Annotated in this window: 16 protein-coding genes; 13 read left to right on the top strand and 3 right to left on the bottom strand. The window is 42.1% G+C overall.

The features are described 5' to 3' along the window. Positions 1-478 precede the first annotated feature (478 nt). Positions 479-1,543, bottom strand: a complete 1,065-nt coding sequence (locus HWQ44_RS09525) for an NAD(P)/FAD-dependent oxidoreductase (RefSeq protein WP_292717903.1) — start codon at positions 1,541-1,543, stop codon at positions 479-481. Positions 1,544-1,677: 134 nt separating this feature from the next. On the opposite strand from HWQ44_RS09525, the gene HWQ44_RS09520 reads away from it, so the two are divergent. From HWQ44_RS09520 to arsC, 12 genes are all read left to right on the top strand, one after another. Next, complete coding sequence (locus HWQ44_RS09520; protein ID WP_292717901.1) at positions 1,678-2,520, top strand: YaaW family protein; 843 nt, start codon at positions 1,678-1,680, stop codon at positions 2,518-2,520. Continuing rightward, complete coding sequence (locus tag HWQ44_RS09515; RefSeq protein WP_292717899.1) at positions 2,502-3,881, top strand: O-antigen ligase family protein; 1,380 nt, start codon at positions 2,502-2,504, stop codon at positions 3,879-3,881. The genes HWQ44_RS09520 and HWQ44_RS09515 overlap by 19 nt, the downstream gene beginning before the upstream one ends. Before the next feature lie 295 nt (positions 3,882-4,176). Next, a complete protein-coding gene (locus HWQ44_RS09510) occupies positions 4,177-4,566 on the top strand; it encodes a hypothetical protein (RefSeq protein ID WP_292717897.1) in 390 nt (129 codons plus the stop codon). 206 nt (positions 4,567-4,772) lie between these two features. Beyond that, positions 4,773-5,294, top strand: coding sequence for a Ycf51 family protein (locus tag HWQ44_RS09505; RefSeq protein ID WP_292717896.1), 522 nt, complete (start codon positions 4,773-4,775; stop codon positions 5,292-5,294). Between the two features lie 703 nt (positions 5,295-5,997). Beyond that, positions 5,998-7,188 (top strand): iron-containing alcohol dehydrogenase family protein, encoded by a 1,191-nt coding sequence (locus tag HWQ44_RS09500; RefSeq protein WP_292717894.1) that lies wholly within the window; start codon positions 5,998-6,000, stop codon positions 7,186-7,188. Further along, positions 7,185-8,396: an aspartate aminotransferase gene (locus HWQ44_RS09495; protein ID WP_292717892.1), complete on the top strand. Its 1,212-nt coding sequence runs from the start codon at positions 7,185-7,187 to the stop codon at positions 8,394-8,396. The genes HWQ44_RS09500 and HWQ44_RS09495 overlap by 4 nt, the downstream gene beginning before the upstream one ends. A 29-nt stretch (positions 8,397-8,425) precedes the next feature. Beyond that, positions 8,426-8,749: a metalloregulator ArsR/SmtB family transcription factor gene (locus HWQ44_RS09490; protein WP_292717890.1), complete on the top strand. Its 324-nt coding sequence runs from the start codon at positions 8,426-8,428 to the stop codon at positions 8,747-8,749. Positions 8,750-9,456: 707 nt separating this feature from the next. Beyond that, positions 9,457-9,933, top strand: coding sequence for a hypothetical protein (locus HWQ44_RS09485; protein WP_334728528.1), 477 nt, complete (start codon positions 9,457-9,459; stop codon positions 9,931-9,933). Between the two features lie 75 nt (positions 9,934-10,008). Further along, the gene (arsB, locus tag HWQ44_RS09480; RefSeq protein ID WP_292717887.1) at positions 10,009-11,073 is read left to right on the top strand and encodes an ACR3 family arsenite efflux transporter; all 1,065 of its coding nucleotides are present in this window, start codon (positions 10,009-10,011) and stop codon (positions 11,071-11,073) included. A gap of 31 nt (positions 11,074-11,104) precedes the next feature. Beyond that, positions 11,105-11,539: an ArsI/CadI family heavy metal resistance metalloenzyme gene (locus HWQ44_RS09475; RefSeq protein WP_292717885.1), complete on the top strand. Its 435-nt coding sequence runs from the start codon at positions 11,105-11,107 to the stop codon at positions 11,537-11,539. Between the two features lie 51 nt (positions 11,540-11,590). Beyond that, on the top strand, positions 11,591-12,259 hold the full coding sequence (gene arsH, locus HWQ44_RS09470) for an arsenical resistance protein ArsH (protein ID WP_292717883.1): 669 nt from the start codon (positions 11,591-11,593) through the stop codon (positions 12,257-12,259). Positions 12,260-12,298: 39 nt separating this feature from the next. Beyond that, positions 12,299-12,694 carry an arsenate reductase, glutathione/glutaredoxin type gene (gene arsC / locus HWQ44_RS09465; RefSeq protein WP_292717881.1) on the top strand — a complete coding sequence of 132 codons (396 nt, stop codon included), beginning with the start codon at positions 12,299-12,301 and terminating at the stop codon, positions 12,692-12,694. A 35-nt stretch (positions 12,695-12,729) separates the two neighbouring features. Here the strand turns inward: arsC and HWQ44_RS09460 are convergent, their stop codons facing one another. Both HWQ44_RS09460 and HWQ44_RS09455 read right to left on the bottom strand, forming a co-directional pair. Further along, a complete protein-coding gene (locus HWQ44_RS09460; protein WP_292717879.1) occupies positions 12,730-16,806 on the bottom strand; it encodes a PAS domain S-box protein in 4,077 nt (1,358 codons plus the stop codon). Beyond that, positions 16,806-17,123 (bottom strand): helix-turn-helix domain-containing protein, encoded by a 318-nt coding sequence (locus HWQ44_RS09455; RefSeq protein WP_334728529.1) that lies wholly within the window; start codon positions 17,121-17,123, stop codon positions 16,806-16,808. The genes HWQ44_RS09460 and HWQ44_RS09455 overlap by 1 nt, the downstream gene beginning before the upstream one ends. Positions 17,124-17,521: 398 nt before the next feature. Here HWQ44_RS09455 and HWQ44_RS09450 point away from each other — a divergent pair, with 398 nt between their 5' ends. Then, complete coding sequence (locus HWQ44_RS09450) at positions 17,522-18,553, top strand: 1-acyl-sn-glycerol-3-phosphate acyltransferase (protein ID WP_292717877.1); 1,032 nt, start codon at positions 17,522-17,524, stop codon at positions 18,551-18,553. Positions 18,554-18,636 lie beyond the last annotated feature (83 nt).

Raw genomic sequence — 18,636 nt, 5'->3', positions numbered from 1 at the left:
TTTTTAGATGGCAATGTCGTTATTACAATCAGTTAAAAGTAATTCAACTGATAGATACAATAGATCCTGATATCGCCTTTTATCTTGGTAGAATATCAGACATTTGGCTTTGCTTATTTTAGTTAAAGTTTATACTAGTTCACAGCATTACTTATTAAAGCAGCATCCAATATCTGGTAAATTACCGACATTTTATATTTATAATCCTAATTATTTCAAACTTCTGCCTTTTTGGCAGAAATCTACATAAAACGCAGTATCAAGGCTAGGGGATCAAGATGAACGACAAGAAAAAAACTTGAATTAGGAACAAATTTTTCATCAAGTTAAGCTTTTTTGGTAATTTACATCACTTTTTAGGGCTGCTGCAAAATTTGCTGTTTCATCTAAAAAACTTATTTGTTGCACTTGGATTTAGTCAGTCAGAAAAATAGCGACTCACTATAGTGCAAAATCAGTCTAGCGACAGATGAAATATTCAGGTAAAAACGTTTAAAAAGTTCACATTATCTAAAGGTAGATGATGCAACTGATGATTAATTTCATCAGCCGCAGCTAACCCAGAAAGCATCGCACCTTCCACAAGATTGCCGCCACACCAATCACCACAGCAAATTAAAGGTAAGGGAGTTCCATCAGACAAAAAAGCTTCGTGCCAAGGACGGCTAGGAAAGGCATAACGCCAACGATGTACTTGCATCCATTCGGGAGTACTCAGCCAAGGAAGGGACAGAGATTCAGCTGCTCGTTGCAACATATACTGTCCGGCGGGTTGTAAATCCTGTGATTCTAAATGACGTTGGGCAAAATCAGCGCTACTTTGCACCACAAAATGTGGTTGTTGAGGATTAGAACGCTTGCTACTGTCTAAACCAATCCATGCTAAATCGATATCATCCACAAAAGTTAGGGCTTTCCACTGAGGTAGGGGTTGAGATGTGGAAGGATATCCAGCGATCGCACTAATTGAAGGATAAAATTCTACAGAACGCAAGTTATCAAGAAAGGCTGCATCCAATCCACTTTCACCCAAGGATTCTAATAACATCACAGCTTGAGGTGCAGGAATGGCGACAACTATAGCTTTTGCAAATAATTCTTCGTTACTAGATTCGAGAGTCAGACGCCAACTATTTTCGGGAGTTGGGGTAATAGCGACGACACGCTGATTCAGTAATATTTCTAAACCTGGGGCGAGGGATTTAGCGATCGCACTCATTCCTCCAGGTGCAACATAACGCGGACTGCGGTTTTTCGGTTCAGATAAAGGAGCGTCTGCTGTGAGTTCGTAAACCTCATCTGTCCAAACTTCCAGGATATGGCGATCGCACAATATCTCCACAAAACGCCCTAACAATTCCCCCTTTGGCTTCAGGTAACAAGCCCCATGATCCGCCAAAGTTCCATACAAGCGGCGTGTAGCTAGTCTTCCTCCCAAACCACGCGACTTTTCTACCACTACCACCGAATATCCAGCTTGCTTTAACTGCTGGGCGCAGACTAAACCGGCAATTCCGGCACCAATCACTGCAATATCAGTCATGAGTCAATAGTCCCTAGTTAATTATTGGTCATTAGTTATTGGTTATTATCAAAGGACAAAATTACTACTAATGACTGCTGAAAGCTAATAGTAGAATAAGGTACAGAAAGCTGCACGGAAGGGAGGAAGGGAAATTGGATGAAATGAGGGCGGCGCTAGAGTTAGCGACCGAAGAAGAATTGCAAGATTTAACGGCAATTCTATTTAGTCGTAAGTTCAATCCCTTAGACTATGTACACACACCCGAACCTATCGAAGTGCAAAGCCAAGACCGCAAAGCTTGGTTAGATGCACTAGAGGGACGCTTTCGTTTTTTGGCGGCAGATGGGATGACAGTATTACGGGGACGCACAGGGCAGGTCACTTACCGACAAGCCTTAGTTCAAGTATGTAAGTATCTAAAAATTCCCTATTCTCATCAGTTGGCAACTATTGATTTAGAAGCAGAAGTATTTTTACATCTGTTAGGACAGGTGTGGAAAAAATTACCTGAACAGGAAAAGCAAAAATTGACTGTACAGGTGCAGCGTCAGCTGCTCAAATCAGAACTAAAACAACCTCTACCACTTTTATTACAACGTGACCCCTTGGGTTTACTTTTCAAAGGCGGTAGTGCGCTAGCGGTTACTTCTCTTCTCCAGCCACTAGTACTTAAGCAAATTGCCCGTCAATTTGCCATCCACTTTGCTACTTATGAAGTAGCCAAACAAGCAGCAATAACAGGCTCAGAAGCAGCTGCAACGCAATTTCAAAGCTATGTAACGATGAAAATGGCACAACGGGGTATGACAATAAGTGCAGCTCGTTATGGGGCAACCCGCACTATGTTTGCCGTGATTGGGCCGATGATGTGGGGTTGGTTTTTTGCGGATTTAGGGTGGAGAGCGATCGCCACTAACTATGGTCGAATCATCCCTACCATCTTCGCCTTAGCTCAAATTCGCCTCACTCGTGAGGAATGTTGGGAGCCAGCTTGAACAAAGTTTTTGACTATTTCAAGTCTCGTTGGCAATCTTCTTGGAACTACTCTCTATGGGCACTGTTAATTTTCCCATTGAGTCCTTTAGTAGGGGCTGTGACTGTAGGTTTTGTCTCATTAATAACTTGGTTGAAACAATCCCGCAAAATTAATCGCCGCCCCCTTAATTGGGGATTTGCCCTGTTGAGTGTTTTATTGATCGTGAGTGCTGGGTTTGCCCAGGACAAAACAGCAGCTTTCCTCGGCTTATTTAATTTACTACCATTCTTTTTACTTTTCGCTGCCCATAGCGCTCTGATTCAAACATTTACCCAATTGCGGCAAATGGCTTGGGTTTTGGTGATTGGTTCTATGCCAGTAGCAATTATGGGCTTGGGACAATTATTTTTAGGCTGGAGTTTCAAGTTCCAGTTTGTGTGGGTTGTGTTTAGTTGGACGATCGCACCAGGAGGAAATCCCCCAGGTCGCATCGCTTCACTTTTCTTGCACGCTAACACCTTCGCAGCTTATCTAGCAATAATTTTCATCCTTGGTCTAGGGTTGTGGCTAGAACAATGGCAATTGGCGATTGGATATTGGGGATTGGGTATTAGTAAAAATTCAGTCCCCAGTCCCCAGTCCCCAATCCCCAGTCCCTACTCCCCAGTCCCCCTCCTCTTCCTAACCGTGGCGGTGATTACAAATTTCATTGCCTTGATTTTCACCAACTCACGCAATGGGTGGGCGATCGCTATTTTTGCCTGTTTAGCTTATGCACTTTACCAAGGTTGGCGCATTCTTGTGAGTGGCGTCGCTGCGATCGTCTCTAGTGTACTTTTGGCAGCTTTTGCTCCCTCACCAGTCGCTCAAATTTTTCGTCGGGTAGTTCCTACATTCTTTTGGGCAAGGTTAAATGATGATATGTATCCAGATAGACCAGTCGCTTTAATGCGAAAAACTCAGTGGGAGTTTGCCTGGTCTTTAGCTCAACAACATCCTTGGACTGGTTGGGGGTTACGCAGTTTTAGTCCACTTTACAAAGCGCAGATGCAGATTCCCTTGGGTCATCCCCATAACTTGTTTTTGATGTTATCTGCTGAAACTGGTTTTCCTAGTACTTTTTTATTTTGTAGCTTACTCGCTTGGATTTTAATCGCAGGTATCCAATTACTACGAAAGTCAAAATATATAAATACAGAAGACAGATTGATATTTTTCAGTTATCTTCTGGCTTTTGTTGGGTGGATTGTATTGAATACAGTAGATGTAACCCTCTTCGATTTTCGTTTGAATGCACTTTCATGGTTAATTTTGGCTGCCATTTGTGGAGTAGTACATCGTTATAACCAACGAGACAGGCTTGCATCTCATCAAAATTAGTTAGGAAATGAAAAATAGCAACTTAGAATCGCTATGATTGGTTTTCAGTGTATGCACTGGGGACATTTAGAGTTTTCAGTTAATAAGATTACTATATTCACGTCTGTGACTGTGAGTGTGACTAATACCTAATTAGTCACTGTTGCTGATTGTTGGGAAGGTGTAGGGACAATCCTTTGGGGTATTCCTGCATGACGGGCATCTCTTGTAGATGCCCTTTTGTATATTTATTATTTTGCTCAGTTAAACATAATTTAAATAAATATTTAACTTCATAAAAAAACGGAATTTATTCATGAAATTATCCTTGCAAAACTTTGTATTTTTAACTTCTTCATTAGGCTTATCTACAATAAATTTTGCTTTTACTCTACCTGCTCAAGCAGGAGTTGAGTGTGAAGCAGGCAATATGATTTATTATCCTAATGGTTCGCTGTTAACTTGTATCCTTGAGCAAAATATTACTGTGCAAGTTTCCAGTTCTCTTTCAGGGACATCCAATTTTCCCTGTCGAGGAAAAAGTTATATATCTTTCAATGAAAAAGGACAGTTTCACACTTGTGAGCTTGCCGACGATATCCAAATAAAAACAGGTAATTCAGTTGAAATATGTCCGGCAGAATATAGGATATATGTTTCAACTTCAGATGATGGAAAGAAATCTGTTATTTGTCGGCAATACTAAATAATTCGTAATTCGTAATTCATAATTCATAATTCATAATCAGTGCTTGCTCTGAACTCTCCACTGTCTTTTGAGCATTAAAAATATTTCTCACTTGTTTTAATCCACTCGCATCAATTAATGACTGCGATAATCCTTATGGTGTAAGCTCTCCGGTAAAATGGGTGTGTCAGTAACGAAAAAAAGACGCCTCACTAACCAACCTTATGCTCACAACAGCTAACTTTCTTCAGTACACCCAATGGTCAGGTATAGCTACCTTGGTATTTGCTGCCTTAACAGTTTTGGCTTTTATTCTCAAATGGGGCATCCGCTTTCGGCTGGTGGGTACGACTGGCTTTATGCTGGTGCTGACTGGTGGTTTATTTGCACTCTCAATTGTCCCCTTGAGTCGGACTGTGATTCCCGGAGCAGTCCGGTACACTCTAGTTTATGATAATGGCTCAACACAAGCGGTGATTGCCACATCACCCCAAATTACACCCACACAATTAGAAGCAACTTTACGTCAAGCAGCTAGTAATCTCTTTTCTTATGGTCGCTCAGGTACACGGGAAGACGAAAATTTGACAGTTCGTGCCCGTACCATAATCCATCTGGAATCAGGGATTTCTGTACCAGTTTACTTGGGTGAGGTGAAGCGATCGCTCGTTTCTCATCAAAATTCCCCAGTAACAGTCAAAATTTACACAGACAATTTCGCCCAATTGCCAAAACCCAACGCTTAAGAGGCAGGGGGCAGGGGGCAGGGAGCAGGGGGCAGGGAGAAGGGGGAGCGGAGGAGAAGAATAATTAATGCCCTATGCTCTATGCCCCATGCCCAATCCCAGATCACAAAAGTAATTTACCTGTTATCAGGATGACAGAATTTATTTTGTATTTACTGATACATTAATGGTTATTTTTAGATTAAGATATTCACACTTTAGTGGTTCCACTGTGGAAAAAGGTTAATTAGCGTGCGGGTAATGGGTACTGACGGTTGTAATTTGTCAGTTGTTGTCCTAATTATCGATTTTGCCATTTTCAAAAATATTTGCAGCAAATTAAGTCAGTTTTAGGGGCTTACATTTGCAAACCCCTATCTATGTATCTGTAGCTAAAGATTGCATCAAATCGCATGACTACCAACACATTATCAATTCTCGATTGCTTTTCTTGAGAATCTGACAATGGTAATCTTAACTAGTTATACGGTTATTCAAAACTTTGATAGTTCGGAATTTCAAGTCAATGGGCATTATAGATTCAAGCAACGTCGTCAAACGACTCAATCAGTCGGCAACAGGCCTTGTCTATTTTATTGCTTGGCTCAAATCCAGATGAGTCGGGTGTAAGGTTGGAGCCATGCAAAAACCAGCTTGGCAACAAGTATCCTTCATCACCAGTCTATTTGATTAAGAAATATCAAGGTTTTGGCAAACTAGATATATGCCCAATAATTTTTCTACTCAACCTTCTTTGTCTACTCAAACCTCTAGTTCATTATTTACACTCACAGTTTCCCCCGCAAAAGTAATGCGTGGTTCTGGGGTGTTGCAAACCGCCGCAGCTGAGATTGCCTGTTTGGGAAGTCGTCCCTTGATTGTGGCAGGTGAATATACTCTCACCATCAGCCAACAAAATTTGCAACCAGTTTTAGAAAGGCAACAGTTACAAACTGTCCAAGCTTCTTATGGTGCAGATTGCTGCGAAGCTAGTCTGAAATCTTTAAAGAAGACGGCAAAAGAACATAAAGCTGATGTGATTATTGGTGTTGGTGGCGGCAAAGCCCTAGATACAGCGAAATTAGTCGCGCAGCAGTTACAGTTGCCAGTGGTGACAATTCCTACTTCCGGGGCTACTTGTGCAGCTTGGAGTGCCTTGTCGAATGTTTATTCGGAAGATGGGGCATTTCTCTACGATGTCGGGCTATCTCGTTGTCCCGATTTATTGATACTCGATTATGACTTGATTAAAACTGCACCACAACGGACTTTAATAGCTGGAATTGGTGATGCGATCGCTAAGTGGTATGAAGCCTCAGTTAGCAGTGGACATTTGCAAGACACTTTAATTATTGCCGCAGTGCAACAAGCACGAGTTTTGCGAGATATCCTCTTGCAAAAGTCAGCCACCGCCCTGAAAGAACCAGGTAGTGAGGTTTGGCAAGAAGTGGTAGATGCCACTGTTTTACTCGCTGGGGTAGTTGGGGGACTTGGAGGGGCGCAATGTCGCACAGTTGCAGCCCATGCCGTGCATAATGGTTTAACTCATATTTCAGGACATGGCAGTATTCATGGCGAAAAAGTTGCTTTTGGGATTTTGGTGCAACTGCGTTTAGAAGAAATGCTACAAGGTAATCAACTAGCCGCATCGGCACGACAACAGTTGTTAAAGTTTTATACAGAAATTGGACTACCCCAAAAATTAAGTGATTTGGGATTGGGCAATATTACATTAGGTGAGTTGCAAACAGCCGCTGAAATTGCCCTAGTTCCTAATTCTGACATCCATCGACTACCATTTAAAGTCGCGTTGGAACAGTTGATGGCGGCAATGGTTTCTACCACTGCACCTATAGATAGTAAAGACACTACAAATCGAGTTTCGCCTAAGGGAATCAGTGACGAGGTTTTATGAGTTTAAATTGGATTGTCCCAGCAGAACGCATACAAAAACTACCACCTTATGTATTTGCCCGTTTAGATGAACTGAAAGCTAAAGCACGGGAACAAGGGTTGGATTTAATTGATTTGGGTATGGGAAACCCCGATGGTGCAACGCCAGCACCAGTTGTAGAAGCGGCGATCGCTGCTTTAAAAGATCCCGCCAATCACGGTTATCCACCCTTTGAGGGCACAGCTAGTTTCCGCCGCGCGATCACCAACTGGTATCATCGCCGTTATGGTGTGGTTCTCGATCCTGATAGTGAAGCTTTACCGCTACTCGGTTCTAAAGAAGGATTAACCCATTTAGCACTCGCCTACGTTAACCCTGGTGATTTAGTTCTGGTTCCTTCTCCCGCTTATCCTGCACATTTCCGGGGCCCAGCGATCGCAGGCGGCAAAATCCACAGTTTGATCCTCAAACCAGAAAATGACTGGTTAATCGATTTAGCTGCCATTCCTGATGAGGTTGCCAAACAAGCTAAAATTCTCTATTTCAACTATCCCAGCAATCCCACTGCTGCCACCGCCCCCCGCGAATTTTTTGAAGAAATCGTCGCCTTCGCCAGCAAACATGAAATTTTGCTGGTGCATGATTTGTGTTATGCCGAGTTAGCTTTTGATGGTTATCAACCCACTAGCTTATTAGAAATTCCTGGTGCAAAAGATATTGGTGTGGAATTTCACACCTTATCTAAAACCTACAATATGGCTGGTTGGCGCGTTGGGTTTGTGGTGGGGAACCGCCATGTAATTCAAGGTTTACGCACACTGAAAACTAACTTGGACTACGGCATTTTTGCCGCCTTACAAACAGCAGCCGAAACCGCTTTGCAACTGCCAGATGTATATTTGCACGAAGTACAACAACGCTACCGTACCCGCCGCGATTTCCTCATTCAAGGATTAGGAGAGTTGGGTTGGGATATCCCTAAAACTAAGGCGACAATGTATCTTTGGGTGAAGTGTCCTGTGGGCATGGGTTCCACTGATTTTGCCTTAAACGTGTTGCAGCAAACTGGTGTTGTTCTAACCCCAGGTAACGCTTTTGGGGTTGCAGGTGAGGGTTATGTAAGGATAAGTTTGATTGCAGATTGCGATCGCTTGGGTGAAGCTTTACATCGCTTTAAGCAAGCTGGTATCCGCTATCAACCTGAAGCTGTAGTCTCTGCTTCACAATAGAGATAGCATCTTTTACCGAAATTCGATTCATGCAAACCCCCGCTACCACTATTTCTCATTTAATTCCTGCTGGCTTTCATGCCCTTTCTGATCCACTCAGGATTAGTGTGCTGGAATTGCTACGAAAGCGAGAATTATGTGTGTGTGATTTGTGCGAGGTCTTGGGGGTAAGTCAGTCAAAACTATCTTTTCACCTGAAAACCCTCAAGGAAGCTGCCTTAGTTAACTCTCGTCAGGAAGGACGTTGGATTTATTACAGTTTGAATTTGCCCCAATTTAACGTTTTAGAGGCATATCTGGCAGATTTTAGCCGTAATAGTGTAATTTCATCTGCGCGTCCCTGCTGCGATTAGGAAAGAGTTCAGATAAGTTAATTCATTGAAACCAGAATCTCACAGCTTCAAACCCTAGAAGTGTCAACTAGGATTGATTCTGTTTGCGCTGAATTAATTTATTTAGCTATCAACGATGGTAATACCTTCAAACCCTAGAAGTGTCAACTAGGACTGATTCCGTTTGCGCTGAATTAATTTATTTAGCTATCAACGATGTTATGGCTAATACCACCGTCTAAATAAAATTGCTTACTGTCTAATAGGAACCTTTGTGATGCTGAACAGATTGTTTGCTCAAGTGATCGTTTCTGGAATTCTAATAGTTGGTCTTGGTCTAGCAATAAAGGATAGCGACTTCAGACATGACTACGCCCGAATGGCTCCGGTTGGCTTTAAGGCTCTAGTCGATATTTCCAAGAAAGATTAAGCAAATTGGGTTCTACCGCTCTTGACTTAAAACATCAACTTTTTTTGATGGATTTTTCTATATGGTGCTATGCTTGGTATTGACATATCAAGTTTTTTTGAAATGAGATAAATATACTTTCAAAATTACCCATAACGGTGAAGTCAATGGACGCAATAGCAAAAAAATTAGCTATTTTATTTGGAGTGTTGGCTTTTGCGAGCAGTTGCACATCTACACCCAATTCATCAACAGAAACTCAGCGCGCCAAAGGTTACACAGGTCACTGATTCGACGAAGGTGACTACGATTAAGATTGATGGTTCTAGCACAGTGTATCCGAAGTCGTAATGACTATACAGCGAGTGAAGATGATGAAGTATTGGTGGATGGTGTCAGCAAAGATCCAAATGCTTTAGGTTACTTTGGTTATGCCTATTACGAAAAACACCAAGATAAGTTAAAAGCGCTGGCAATTGACAACGGCAAAGGTGCAGTATTGCCATCACCTCAAACTGTAGAAAAAGTTCAGTATCAGCCACTTGCTCGACCTTTGTTTATCTACGTTAATCTTCGAGATAACCAAAATAAAGGATTGGTAAACAAGTTTGTAGAATTTTACATTGATAAAGCACCAATAACAGCTAGTGCTGTGGGCTATATACCTTTACCAAATGACAGCAAGCACCTCAATTACGTTCACTTGTATCAAGGCAAAGTGGGAACAGTATTTGAAGGAAAAGCAGAGATGAATCTGACAATTGGGGAGTTGTTACGGAAAGAAGGAAAGTTTTAGGTATGGACAATCATCCAAACCAACCAACTTGTTCATTATGAAACTTGAAATTATGTAAGCTGTATGAACTCCGTAATGAGCAAAAAAACTTCAAAACGCCTCTCTTTTATTGACCGTTTTCTAACCTTGTGGATTTTTTTAGCAATGGCTATCGGTGTTGGTTTAGGCTATTTCTTTCCTGGAATAGAAGCATTTATCAACCAGTTTCAGGTGGGAGCAACCAATATACCAATTGCCATCGGGTTAATTTTGATGATGTACCCACCTTTAGCCAAGGTGCGATACGAAGAGTTAGGGGATGTATTTCGCAACGGAAAAATTCTTGGTGTGTCACTAGTTCAGAATTGGATTATTGGGCCAATTTTGATGTTTGCTCTGGCGACTTTCTTTTTACACGGTTATCCAGAATATATGACGGGGTTGATTCTGATTGGATTAGCTCGTTGTATTGCAATGGTAGTTGTGTGGAGTGATTTGGCACGAGGCAATACAGAGTACACGGCTGGATTGGTTGCCTTTAACAGTATCTTTCAAGTTATCTTTTATAGTCCTTATGCCTGGTTCTTCATCACAGTACTGCCGCCACGGTTTGGGTTACAAGGTAGTGTTGTGAATGTCAGCATTGCCGAGATTGCCAAAAGTGTATTTATCTATCTCGGTATTCCCTTTTTAGCTGGATTTTTCACTCGTTTCTTCTTAGTAAAGGTGAAAAGCAAGCAATGGTATCACGAAGAATTTGTGCCTAAAATCAGCCCCATCACGCTGATTGCTTTGTTATTTACAATCGTGGTTATGTTCAGCTTGAAAGGGAATTTGATTGTTCAGATACCCTTGGATGTGGTGAAAATTGCAATTCCACTAATCGTTTACTTCGTCATCATGTTTCTGGTCAGCTTTTACATGGCTTGGTGCGTTAAGACAGACTATTCTAGAGCTGCAAGTGTAGCGTTTACATCGGCAGGAAATAATTTTGAACTGGCGATCGCAGTGGCGATCGCAGTGTTTGGCATTAATTCGGGTGTTGCTTTTGCTGCCGTTGTCGGGCCTCTGGTGGAAGTGCCTGTATTAATTGGTCTGGTTAATGTTGCTTTTTGGTTTGAAAAACATTATTTCACAACACCTGAATCGAGAAGCTTATAAATATTTTGAAAATCCTACAAGGAGCAAAATTATGGCACTGCTGAAAACTCATGTGGCTTTGAATGTTACTGATATTGAAAAGTCTGTAATATTCTATCGAGCAATGTTTGGTGTGGAACCTGTGAAATATAAGGATGACTATGCCAAGTTTGATATTTCTAGCCCAGCGCTAAACCTCACACTGAATTTAGCTTCTAGCGTCCAGACTGGTGGTGCATTGTCTCATTTGGGTATACAAGTTGAAACTACAGAAGAAGTGCGATCGGCGATCCAAAGATTTACGAAGGCAGGATTAGCATTATTTACTGAGGATAATACTGATTGTTGCTACGCTTTGCAAGATAAGGTTTGGGTAACAGATCCAGATGGGAACCGTTGGGAAGTTTTTGTGGTGAAGGTGGGAGATACAGCGCCAGAACAAAATGTGATGGTGGGACAGGCTGTTAATAAGTCGTGTTGTGCTTAAGAAATAAGATTAAGAAAAAATTGTGTGAATTAGAACTTGTTATTTATTGCCATGACCTCTTTCGATCATCCACCAAAAATATTGTTTTTATATGGTTCTTTGCGAGAGCGTTCTTATAGCCGCTTGTTAGCAGAAGAAGCCGCTCAAATCGTTGAGGGATTGGGTGCAGAAGTTCGGTTTTTCAATCCTTGCGAATTACCCATTTATGGCAGTGTGCCATATACTCATCCCAAGGTACAACAATTACGGGAATTGAGCATCTGGTCTGAGGGTCAAGTGTGGTCTTCTCCTGAGATGCACGGTAATATTACTGGCATTATGAAAAACCAAATTGACTGGATTCCTTTAAGTTTAGGAGCAGTCAGACCTACTCAAGGCAAAACCTTAGCAATCATGCAAGTTAGTGGTGGTTCTCAGTCTTTTAATGCTGTCAATACGCTACGAATTTTGGGGCGGTGGATGCGAATGTTTACGATTCCCAATCAGTCTTCAGTGGCGAAAGCTTACCAAGAATTTAACGAAGACGGAAGGATGAAGGATTCACCTTACCGCGATCGCGTCATTGATGTTATGGAAGAACTGTACAAATTTACGCTGCTATTGAGCGATCAGGTTGATTACCTAACAGACCGCCACAGCGAACGTAAAGAAAAAGCAGTACAAGAAACCATTAAGGTAGCAAATAGTGCCCTGGAACTTAATGCCAATCGGAGTTTATAAGATTTTTCTCCTGTCTACATATCAAGAAATAACAACATCATGAAAAAAGTAATGTTTGTTTGTAAGCATAATTCGCGCCGATCGCAAATGGCAGAAGGATTTACGCGAATATTAGGAGAAGGTAAAGTTGCTGTTGCTAGTTCTGGTTTGGCAGCAAGTGAGGTAGATCCCGTTACTGTTGAAGTTATGGCGGAAATTGGAATTGATATTAGCAATCAAACTTCTAAGCCTTTAAGTGATTTCAATGCTGATGATTATAATGCTGTGATTTCATTATGTGGTTGTGGTGTCAATTTACCCGAAGAGTGGGTGTTAAGAGATGTGTTTGAAGATTGGCAGCTTGACGATCCAGCAGGGCAATCAATTGAAACTTTTCGCCGCGTTCGAGATGAAGTCAAGGAACGAGTTATAAGCTTAATTAAGTCTCTCAATTAACACCAGATCCGCAACTTCTCAAAGAAATTGGGGAGCTAACGCAGATTGCTACAACTATAAATTAGGTTAGCGATCGCTCGAAGTAACTTAGCTGGTTCCACAGGCTTGGTGATATGCTGCCCAAATCCGGCGGCAATCGCCTGCTGATAATCAACCTCACCAGCATAAGCTGTAAGGGCGATCGCGGGAATTTTCCCTCCAAGTTCTGGTGACATAGCTCTAATTTGACGGATCAGCATATAGCCGTCTACTTCCGGCATTCCAATGTCGCTTAACAGCAGATTTGGCTGGAACTGAGGCATAATTCGTAGTGCTTCCATCGCCGATGCCGCCTGGATTACTACCGCGCCAGCCTGCTGTAAAATGAAAGCAATTAACTCTCGCGTATCACGCTCATCATCTACAAGCAGAACTTTCACCCCATTTAGATCGGGCGAATCATCAGGTTTAGAGACAATTTGCTGATTATTTAGATGAATATTGATCTGCGGTAGCATAACTGTAAAACTTGCTCCCTCTTCTTCACCCAAACTTTCTGCCTTTACTTTGCCGCCATGTAGCTCGACAATGTGACGAACAATAGCTAATCCTAAGCCCAGTCCGCCGAATTTTCTGGTAGTTGCACCATCAGCTTGTCGGAAGTAGTCAAAAACAAATGGTAAAAAGTCAGGGCTAATTCCCTTACCTGTATCACTAACTCGCAGCTGAACCTGAGAATCAACAGACTCTAAACTGATTTCTACCTGTCCACCTTGGGGTGTAAACTTAATAGCATTAGAAAGTAAATTCCAGATAACTTGCTGCAAGCGACCGGAATCACCTGTGACTAGAAATTTGGGATTTGAAATTTTGGATCTCAAATTGTCTGGTTGGTTGTTAAAATCGATAGATTCTAAATTTCTGTGAGAATTTTCTAATCCAAAACCGTTCGACTGAGCGCTCACGCCGCAGTCTAAAACTGTAAATTGTAAACTGATAGATTTGGCTTCAGCGGCTAGACGTACAGTTTCTATAGCTGCGGCGATCGCAGTTTCCAGATTTACAGGAGCAATATTCAGACTAAGTTTACCTTGCAGAATCCGAGAGACATCCAGTAAATCTTCGATTAATTGGGTTTGCAGCTTGGCATTACGCTCAATGGTTTCGAGAGCGCGAGTGGTGGTTGCTTCATCATACTTTTTCGTTTGCAGTAACTTCGACCATCCCAGGATCGGGTTTAGCGGCGTGCGAAGTTCGTGAGAAAGAACCGCCAAAAATTCATCTTTGATTCGGTTAGCTTGGATCAACTCTTCTTTGCGTCGCTGCAATGAAGCCATTAACTGAGCGCGTTCCAAAGCAACCGCCACCTGATCGGAGGTTGCTTGTAATAGAGCAATTTCCCCAGAAGTGAAGTGGGTACGGGTGCGACTGGCAAAAGAGAGAACACCCAGCAGCTTTCCTTGAGCAATTAAGGGTTGACCTGCATAGGCTGTGATTCCTAAAGCATGGAGGATGTGGACATTTGGATGGGTAGAGTGCAGCGCATTATTGACGACGATTTGACGGCGTTCTTGCACCACTAGTCCGCACATCCCTTCATTAAATTCCAGGTATTCAATTGCTTGAAATACTTCATCAGTAATACCATTCCAAGCTACTAACCGAAGTTTCTGCTTATTTTCGTGTGTATCGATTAGATAGTGAAAGTAAAAATGCAAATCCATCTGCGCCGAGAGTTTGCTAAACAAGCTGTTCATTAAATCCAAGGGGCGCTCGGTTGAAAGCAAATCACTGGTTGTTTCCGAGAGCAGTTTAAGTCTTTCACTGCGCTCTTGTAAGGCTTGTTCTGCAAGCTGACGTTCCCGAAGGATGCGTTCGCGTTCGGTGATGTCAATTGCAACTCCTCCTACCAGACGTTGCCCAGATGCATTGGCAATGGGAAACTTATAAACCAAAAATTCGCCGAGAGTGCCATCTGTGCGTGGGGCAGACTCAATCGTTTGCACAACCTGATTCGTCTCAGCAACCATTCTAATGTTATCGAGGAGAGGTTGAGCGATTTGGGCTGGGTATAGCTCAAAAATATTTTTATTAATCGCCTTATTTTTTGCTAAATCAAATGTGCTCAAATAAGTTGGACTGAGATAAAGTACACGCCCGTCTGCATTTGTAATCCATGCTGCGGCGGGAATATTGTCCATAAAAGCTTGAAATTGCTCTTGACTTTGACTCAGGGCTTTTTTAGTTTGTTTGAGATCGCTAATATCCAGAATGAATGCAACTGATTTATGCCGAGATTCTCCTAAAAGGGAGTAGCCAACTACAACTGGTACGTTGGAACCATCTTTGCGAATAAATTCCTTCTCATAAGGAGTACAGGTTCCTTTCGCTATTGCCTCGGCAATAGCCAGTTCATCTAAATATTGGTACTCAGAGGGCGTGATATCAGCCCAGCATAGTCTACCTGTCTGGATATCCTCCTGGGTATAGCCCACAATTCGCAAAAACTCGTCGTTGGCTTCAGTGATGCTACCATTCACATCACCAAAGAGGATGCCAACTATATTCGCTTTCACAAAACTCCTCAGCCGCTCCTCACTTGCTTGGACTGCTTCTTCTGCCTGTTTGCGTTCGCTAATATCTGTAGTGGTGCCAACTAAGCGTACTGGTTTTCCATCAGCATCTCGCTGCACTACTATCCCCTGATCCAACACAGAGATATACTGATTGTTTTTGTTGCGAATTCGATACTCGGCAGTATAGCGATCGCTATTTGCCAAAGCAAGTACCGCCTCTTGTACACGTTGCAAATCTTCTGGATGGACAAGTTCGCACCACCAATTACCAGTTGGTTCAGCTTCAGCGAGAGAATAGCCCAAAATTCTTAACCCTTCGGTTCTTTCAACGCTATCCTGTTCTAGATTCCAGTCATAAATGAGACAGTTCACCGCAGAGGCAGCTAACTCAAACCGCTCATTAGCTAACCTCAGACGCTCCTCCTTTTCCCGCAAGGTTTGTTCTACTTGTTTGCGTTGGCTGATGTCGCGGAAGAAAATATCAAGACCATCTTCACAAGGGTAGGCGTGAATCTCCAGCCACAAGTCATACTTGGGTGGTAAGTAGTAGTGATACTCAAAGTGGACGGGAATTTGCTCTGCCATCGCCCAACGGTAATGACGCTCTAGATTCGTGCCTACTGATACAGTCCACTCGTCCCAGTGTGACTTACCAATGACCTCTGTGCGGAATTTGCCGTTAATTCGCTCTGCTTCGGCATTTTGGTAGATGATTCGCCAGTCCCGGTCTAGAGTAATAAATGCATCACTCATGTTTTCTAGAGTGCGTGTGTTCCGTTCATTGGCTTGTTGTAATGCTGCTTCTGCTTGTTTGCGTTCGCTCAAATCAACAACAAAGCCAATGACTGTTTCTGGAGTGTCTCCTAGAACAACAGAACCGAGCAGAACGGGAATGCGATCGCCATCTTTGCGAATGTATTCTTTTTCAAAGGGCTTACATACTCCAGTAGTTTTCAGTTCTTCTACTAAACGCTCACTCAAAAGAAGATATTCAGGTGGGGTAATCTCGCGCCAGTTTATTTGGTTAGCGGAGAAATCTTCTCGCGTATAGCCGATCATTTTCAGAAAAGCCTCATTGGCTTCCACGATCAAGCCATTGTTCACATTAGTTACGATCACCCCAATGATGTTGGATTCTGCCAGTCGGCTAAACCGCATTTCGCTATTTTGCAACGATTTTAGGCTTGTCTCTGCCTTGCGTCTAGCAGTTCGTAACTCTGAAGAGAGGGCAGTAATTAAGAAGGATACTAGTGAGAAGGTGGTTAATCGTACCAAGACTTTCAAGCTGAGTAAATCGAACGAGTAGACTGGCTCGATCAAAAAATAGAGCGCAATTGTCACAGATAAGGCGATCGCTAACACTCCAAGCCCCATGCCGCCATACCAGGCGCTGACTGCCACAGCTGCATAAAATAATGTAAATACGCTCGGATCAAAGACTGGCAGCAACAGTTTTGTCAGCACTAGCGCCGCTATGACTGCCACAATCATCACACCATAAGCTATAAACCCAGAACGCATCATCAAAATTTTTTCGGGTACTTTCACCATCATCATTAAGAGTCCTCCCGTTGCTGCGTTTTTGGGAGATACTCGTTCACTAGTCTTTTGGGTTCGCCCATCTTCTCTAACATTTCTTCAATTAGCTTTAGTGCCATCTGTGAAGGCACTGTAGATCCGTTCTCCCAGCGATTGACTGTTCGCAGAGAAACTCCCAACTTGGCTGCAAACTTTTCCTGAGATAGAGCAAGTTGCTGCCGAAGTTCACGGATTAAATCTGAAATTTTGAGTGGCTTTCCTAGTTCCATAGTAGGAAGAGTAAGACAGGTGTCTCGCCATTTGTCTCCAGCTTGAGGAAGAATTTCAACAATCATCAGTTGTTATCAATTTCATCTTTTGGCTGAACATCAATATTTAGTAATCCATGAACACTGATTACTGTTCAATGTAGAAGGTATATATAAAATAAACATTAAATTTTGTCTAGTATGTGATGCGACAATAGTATTATTTAAGGCAATTTGATGATTCTCAGCCATCACGCATCGCCAAAAATTTGGTGCGGCGCTATATTTTCATGCTTCATACCTAAATTAATTTTGTTTAATATTTTGCATTTGCTCAAAGTTTCCAAATCATTGCTAATTTTGGCAAATAAATCTGAAATAGATTTAAAAATATGTAGTTAATTTTACTTCTACAGTAGGATACCAATGGCAAAACTAGAAAGTTATCATGCACATTGAATAAAATTTTTGCCTAAATAACTGTTTTGATTAATCAACACTCCGAAAACCTCCTAAACACTCAACTGGAAAATGCACCAGGTGAAGGCTATATATTTAGCTGGTTTGATTGGTTTTGTCTTTGTTATCCTCCAGGCTGGCTAATTTTATTCAATCGCCATTGGCAGCACTATCATACCGATCCAGATGGTTGGAATTGGTTAGAATATGGATTATTTTTAATTCCTGGCGGATTTTATCTAGCGATGCTGAGTCGTTGGTTGCGTTTGGGCTTTCGTTCACCCCGCCAAGAAACTGGCGAATTTGATCCCAAATATCAACAAGCTTTTGGCTCAGAAATTCTTGGGCCCATTGTTAAATACTATTTTCGGGGAGAATTGCAACAAGTCGAAAACTTGCCGTCAACAGGGCCATTGATTGTAGCAATGAATCACGCCGGCATGTGTTTTCCTTGGGACTTTTTGACCTTGGGTTATTTATTAAATCAAGCGAAAGGATGGGTGGTACAACCCATAGCAAGTCCAGCATTATTTGAGCATCCTTGGGTGATTTGGTGGCTACCGCCTAAATGGTCGCAGGTTTTAGGTGGGGTGCGAGCCGAATTAGATAATTTTGAATCAGCGATCGCTCAAGGTAAAATTATCTTATATGCACCCGAAGGTATCCGCGGGCCTTTGAAAGGTTGGAGAAGACGCTATCAACTAGAAAAGTTTGATGTGAGTTTTATTCAGTTGAGCGATCGCTATCATATTCCCATTCTCCCAGTAGTTTGCATCGGTAGTGAATTTCTACATTCTTGGGCTGTTAATTTCACCAAATTGCAACGACTAGTAAAGTTACCATTCTTGCCTTTTTCGCCTTTGATGCTGGTCTTACTTCTGTTTCCCTCAATGGGAATTTGGGCAATGAGAACTCGTCTGCGTTATTTTATTCAACCTTTAGAATCAGCAGAATTGGATAACCACTCAAAGAAAGGGCGTACAGCAGTTTATCAACAAGCGCAAAAATTACGAGAAAAACTGCAACTTCAAATTAGTCAGTTTTTGGGTAAATCTTAATACTAAAAACTGAAACTTGTTGATGATACAGGGTTAGCGCGTCTCAAAGCCTATTGACAATAGGACTTGCCTGATATAGCAAT

This window comes from Nostoc sp. JL34 (assembly GCF_017114945.1).
Lineage (GTDB): Bacteria > Cyanobacteriota > Cyanobacteriia > Cyanobacteriales > Nostocaceae > Nostoc.
Note: the sequence above shows the minus strand (reverse complement) of the source record. Positions and strands in the feature narration are given on the sequence as shown.

Bases quoted from the DNA above. Each gene is read 5' to 3' on its own strand.
- HWQ44_RS09525 (WP_292717903.1), bottom strand. From the start codon at position 1,543: ATGACTGATATTGCAGTGATTGGTGCCGGAATTGCCGGTTTAGTCTGC.
- HWQ44_RS09515 (WP_292717899.1), top strand. From the start codon at position 2,502: ATGTTGGGAGCCAGCTTGAACAAAGTTTTTGACTATTTCAAGTCTCGT.
- HWQ44_RS09510 (WP_292717897.1), top strand. From the start codon at position 4,177: ATGAAATTATCCTTGCAAAACTTTGTATTTTTAACTTCTTCATTAGGC.
- HWQ44_RS09505 (WP_292717896.1), top strand. From the start codon at position 4,773: ATGCTCACAACAGCTAACTTTCTTCAGTACACCCAATGGTCAGGTATA.
- HWQ44_RS09500 (WP_292717894.1), top strand. From the start codon at position 5,998: ATGCCCAATAATTTTTCTACTCAACCTTCTTTGTCTACTCAAACCTCT.
- HWQ44_RS09495 (WP_292717892.1), top strand. From the start codon at position 7,185: ATGAGTTTAAATTGGATTGTCCCAGCAGAACGCATACAAAAACTACCA.
- HWQ44_RS09490 (WP_292717890.1), top strand. From the start codon at position 8,426: ATGCAAACCCCCGCTACCACTATTTCTCATTTAATTCCTGCTGGCTTT.
- HWQ44_RS09485 (WP_334728528.1), top strand. From the start codon at position 9,457: ATGGTTCTAGCACAGTGTATCCGAAGTCGTAATGACTATACAGCGAGT.
- arsB (WP_292717887.1), top strand. From the start codon at position 10,009: ATGAGCAAAAAAACTTCAAAACGCCTCTCTTTTATTGACCGTTTTCTA.
- HWQ44_RS09475 (WP_292717885.1), top strand. From the start codon at position 11,105: ATGGCACTGCTGAAAACTCATGTGGCTTTGAATGTTACTGATATTGAA.
- arsH (WP_292717883.1), top strand. From the start codon at position 11,591: ATGACCTCTTTCGATCATCCACCAAAAATATTGTTTTTATATGGTTCT.
- arsC (WP_292717881.1), top strand. From the start codon at position 12,299: ATGAAAAAAGTAATGTTTGTTTGTAAGCATAATTCGCGCCGATCGCAA.
- HWQ44_RS09460 (WP_292717879.1), bottom strand. From the start codon at position 16,806: ATGATGATGGTGAAAGTACCCGAAAAAATTTTGATGATGCGTTCTGGG.
- HWQ44_RS09455 (WP_334728529.1), bottom strand. From the start codon at position 17,123: ATGATTGTTGAAATTCTTCCTCAAGCTGGAGACAAATGGCGAGACACC.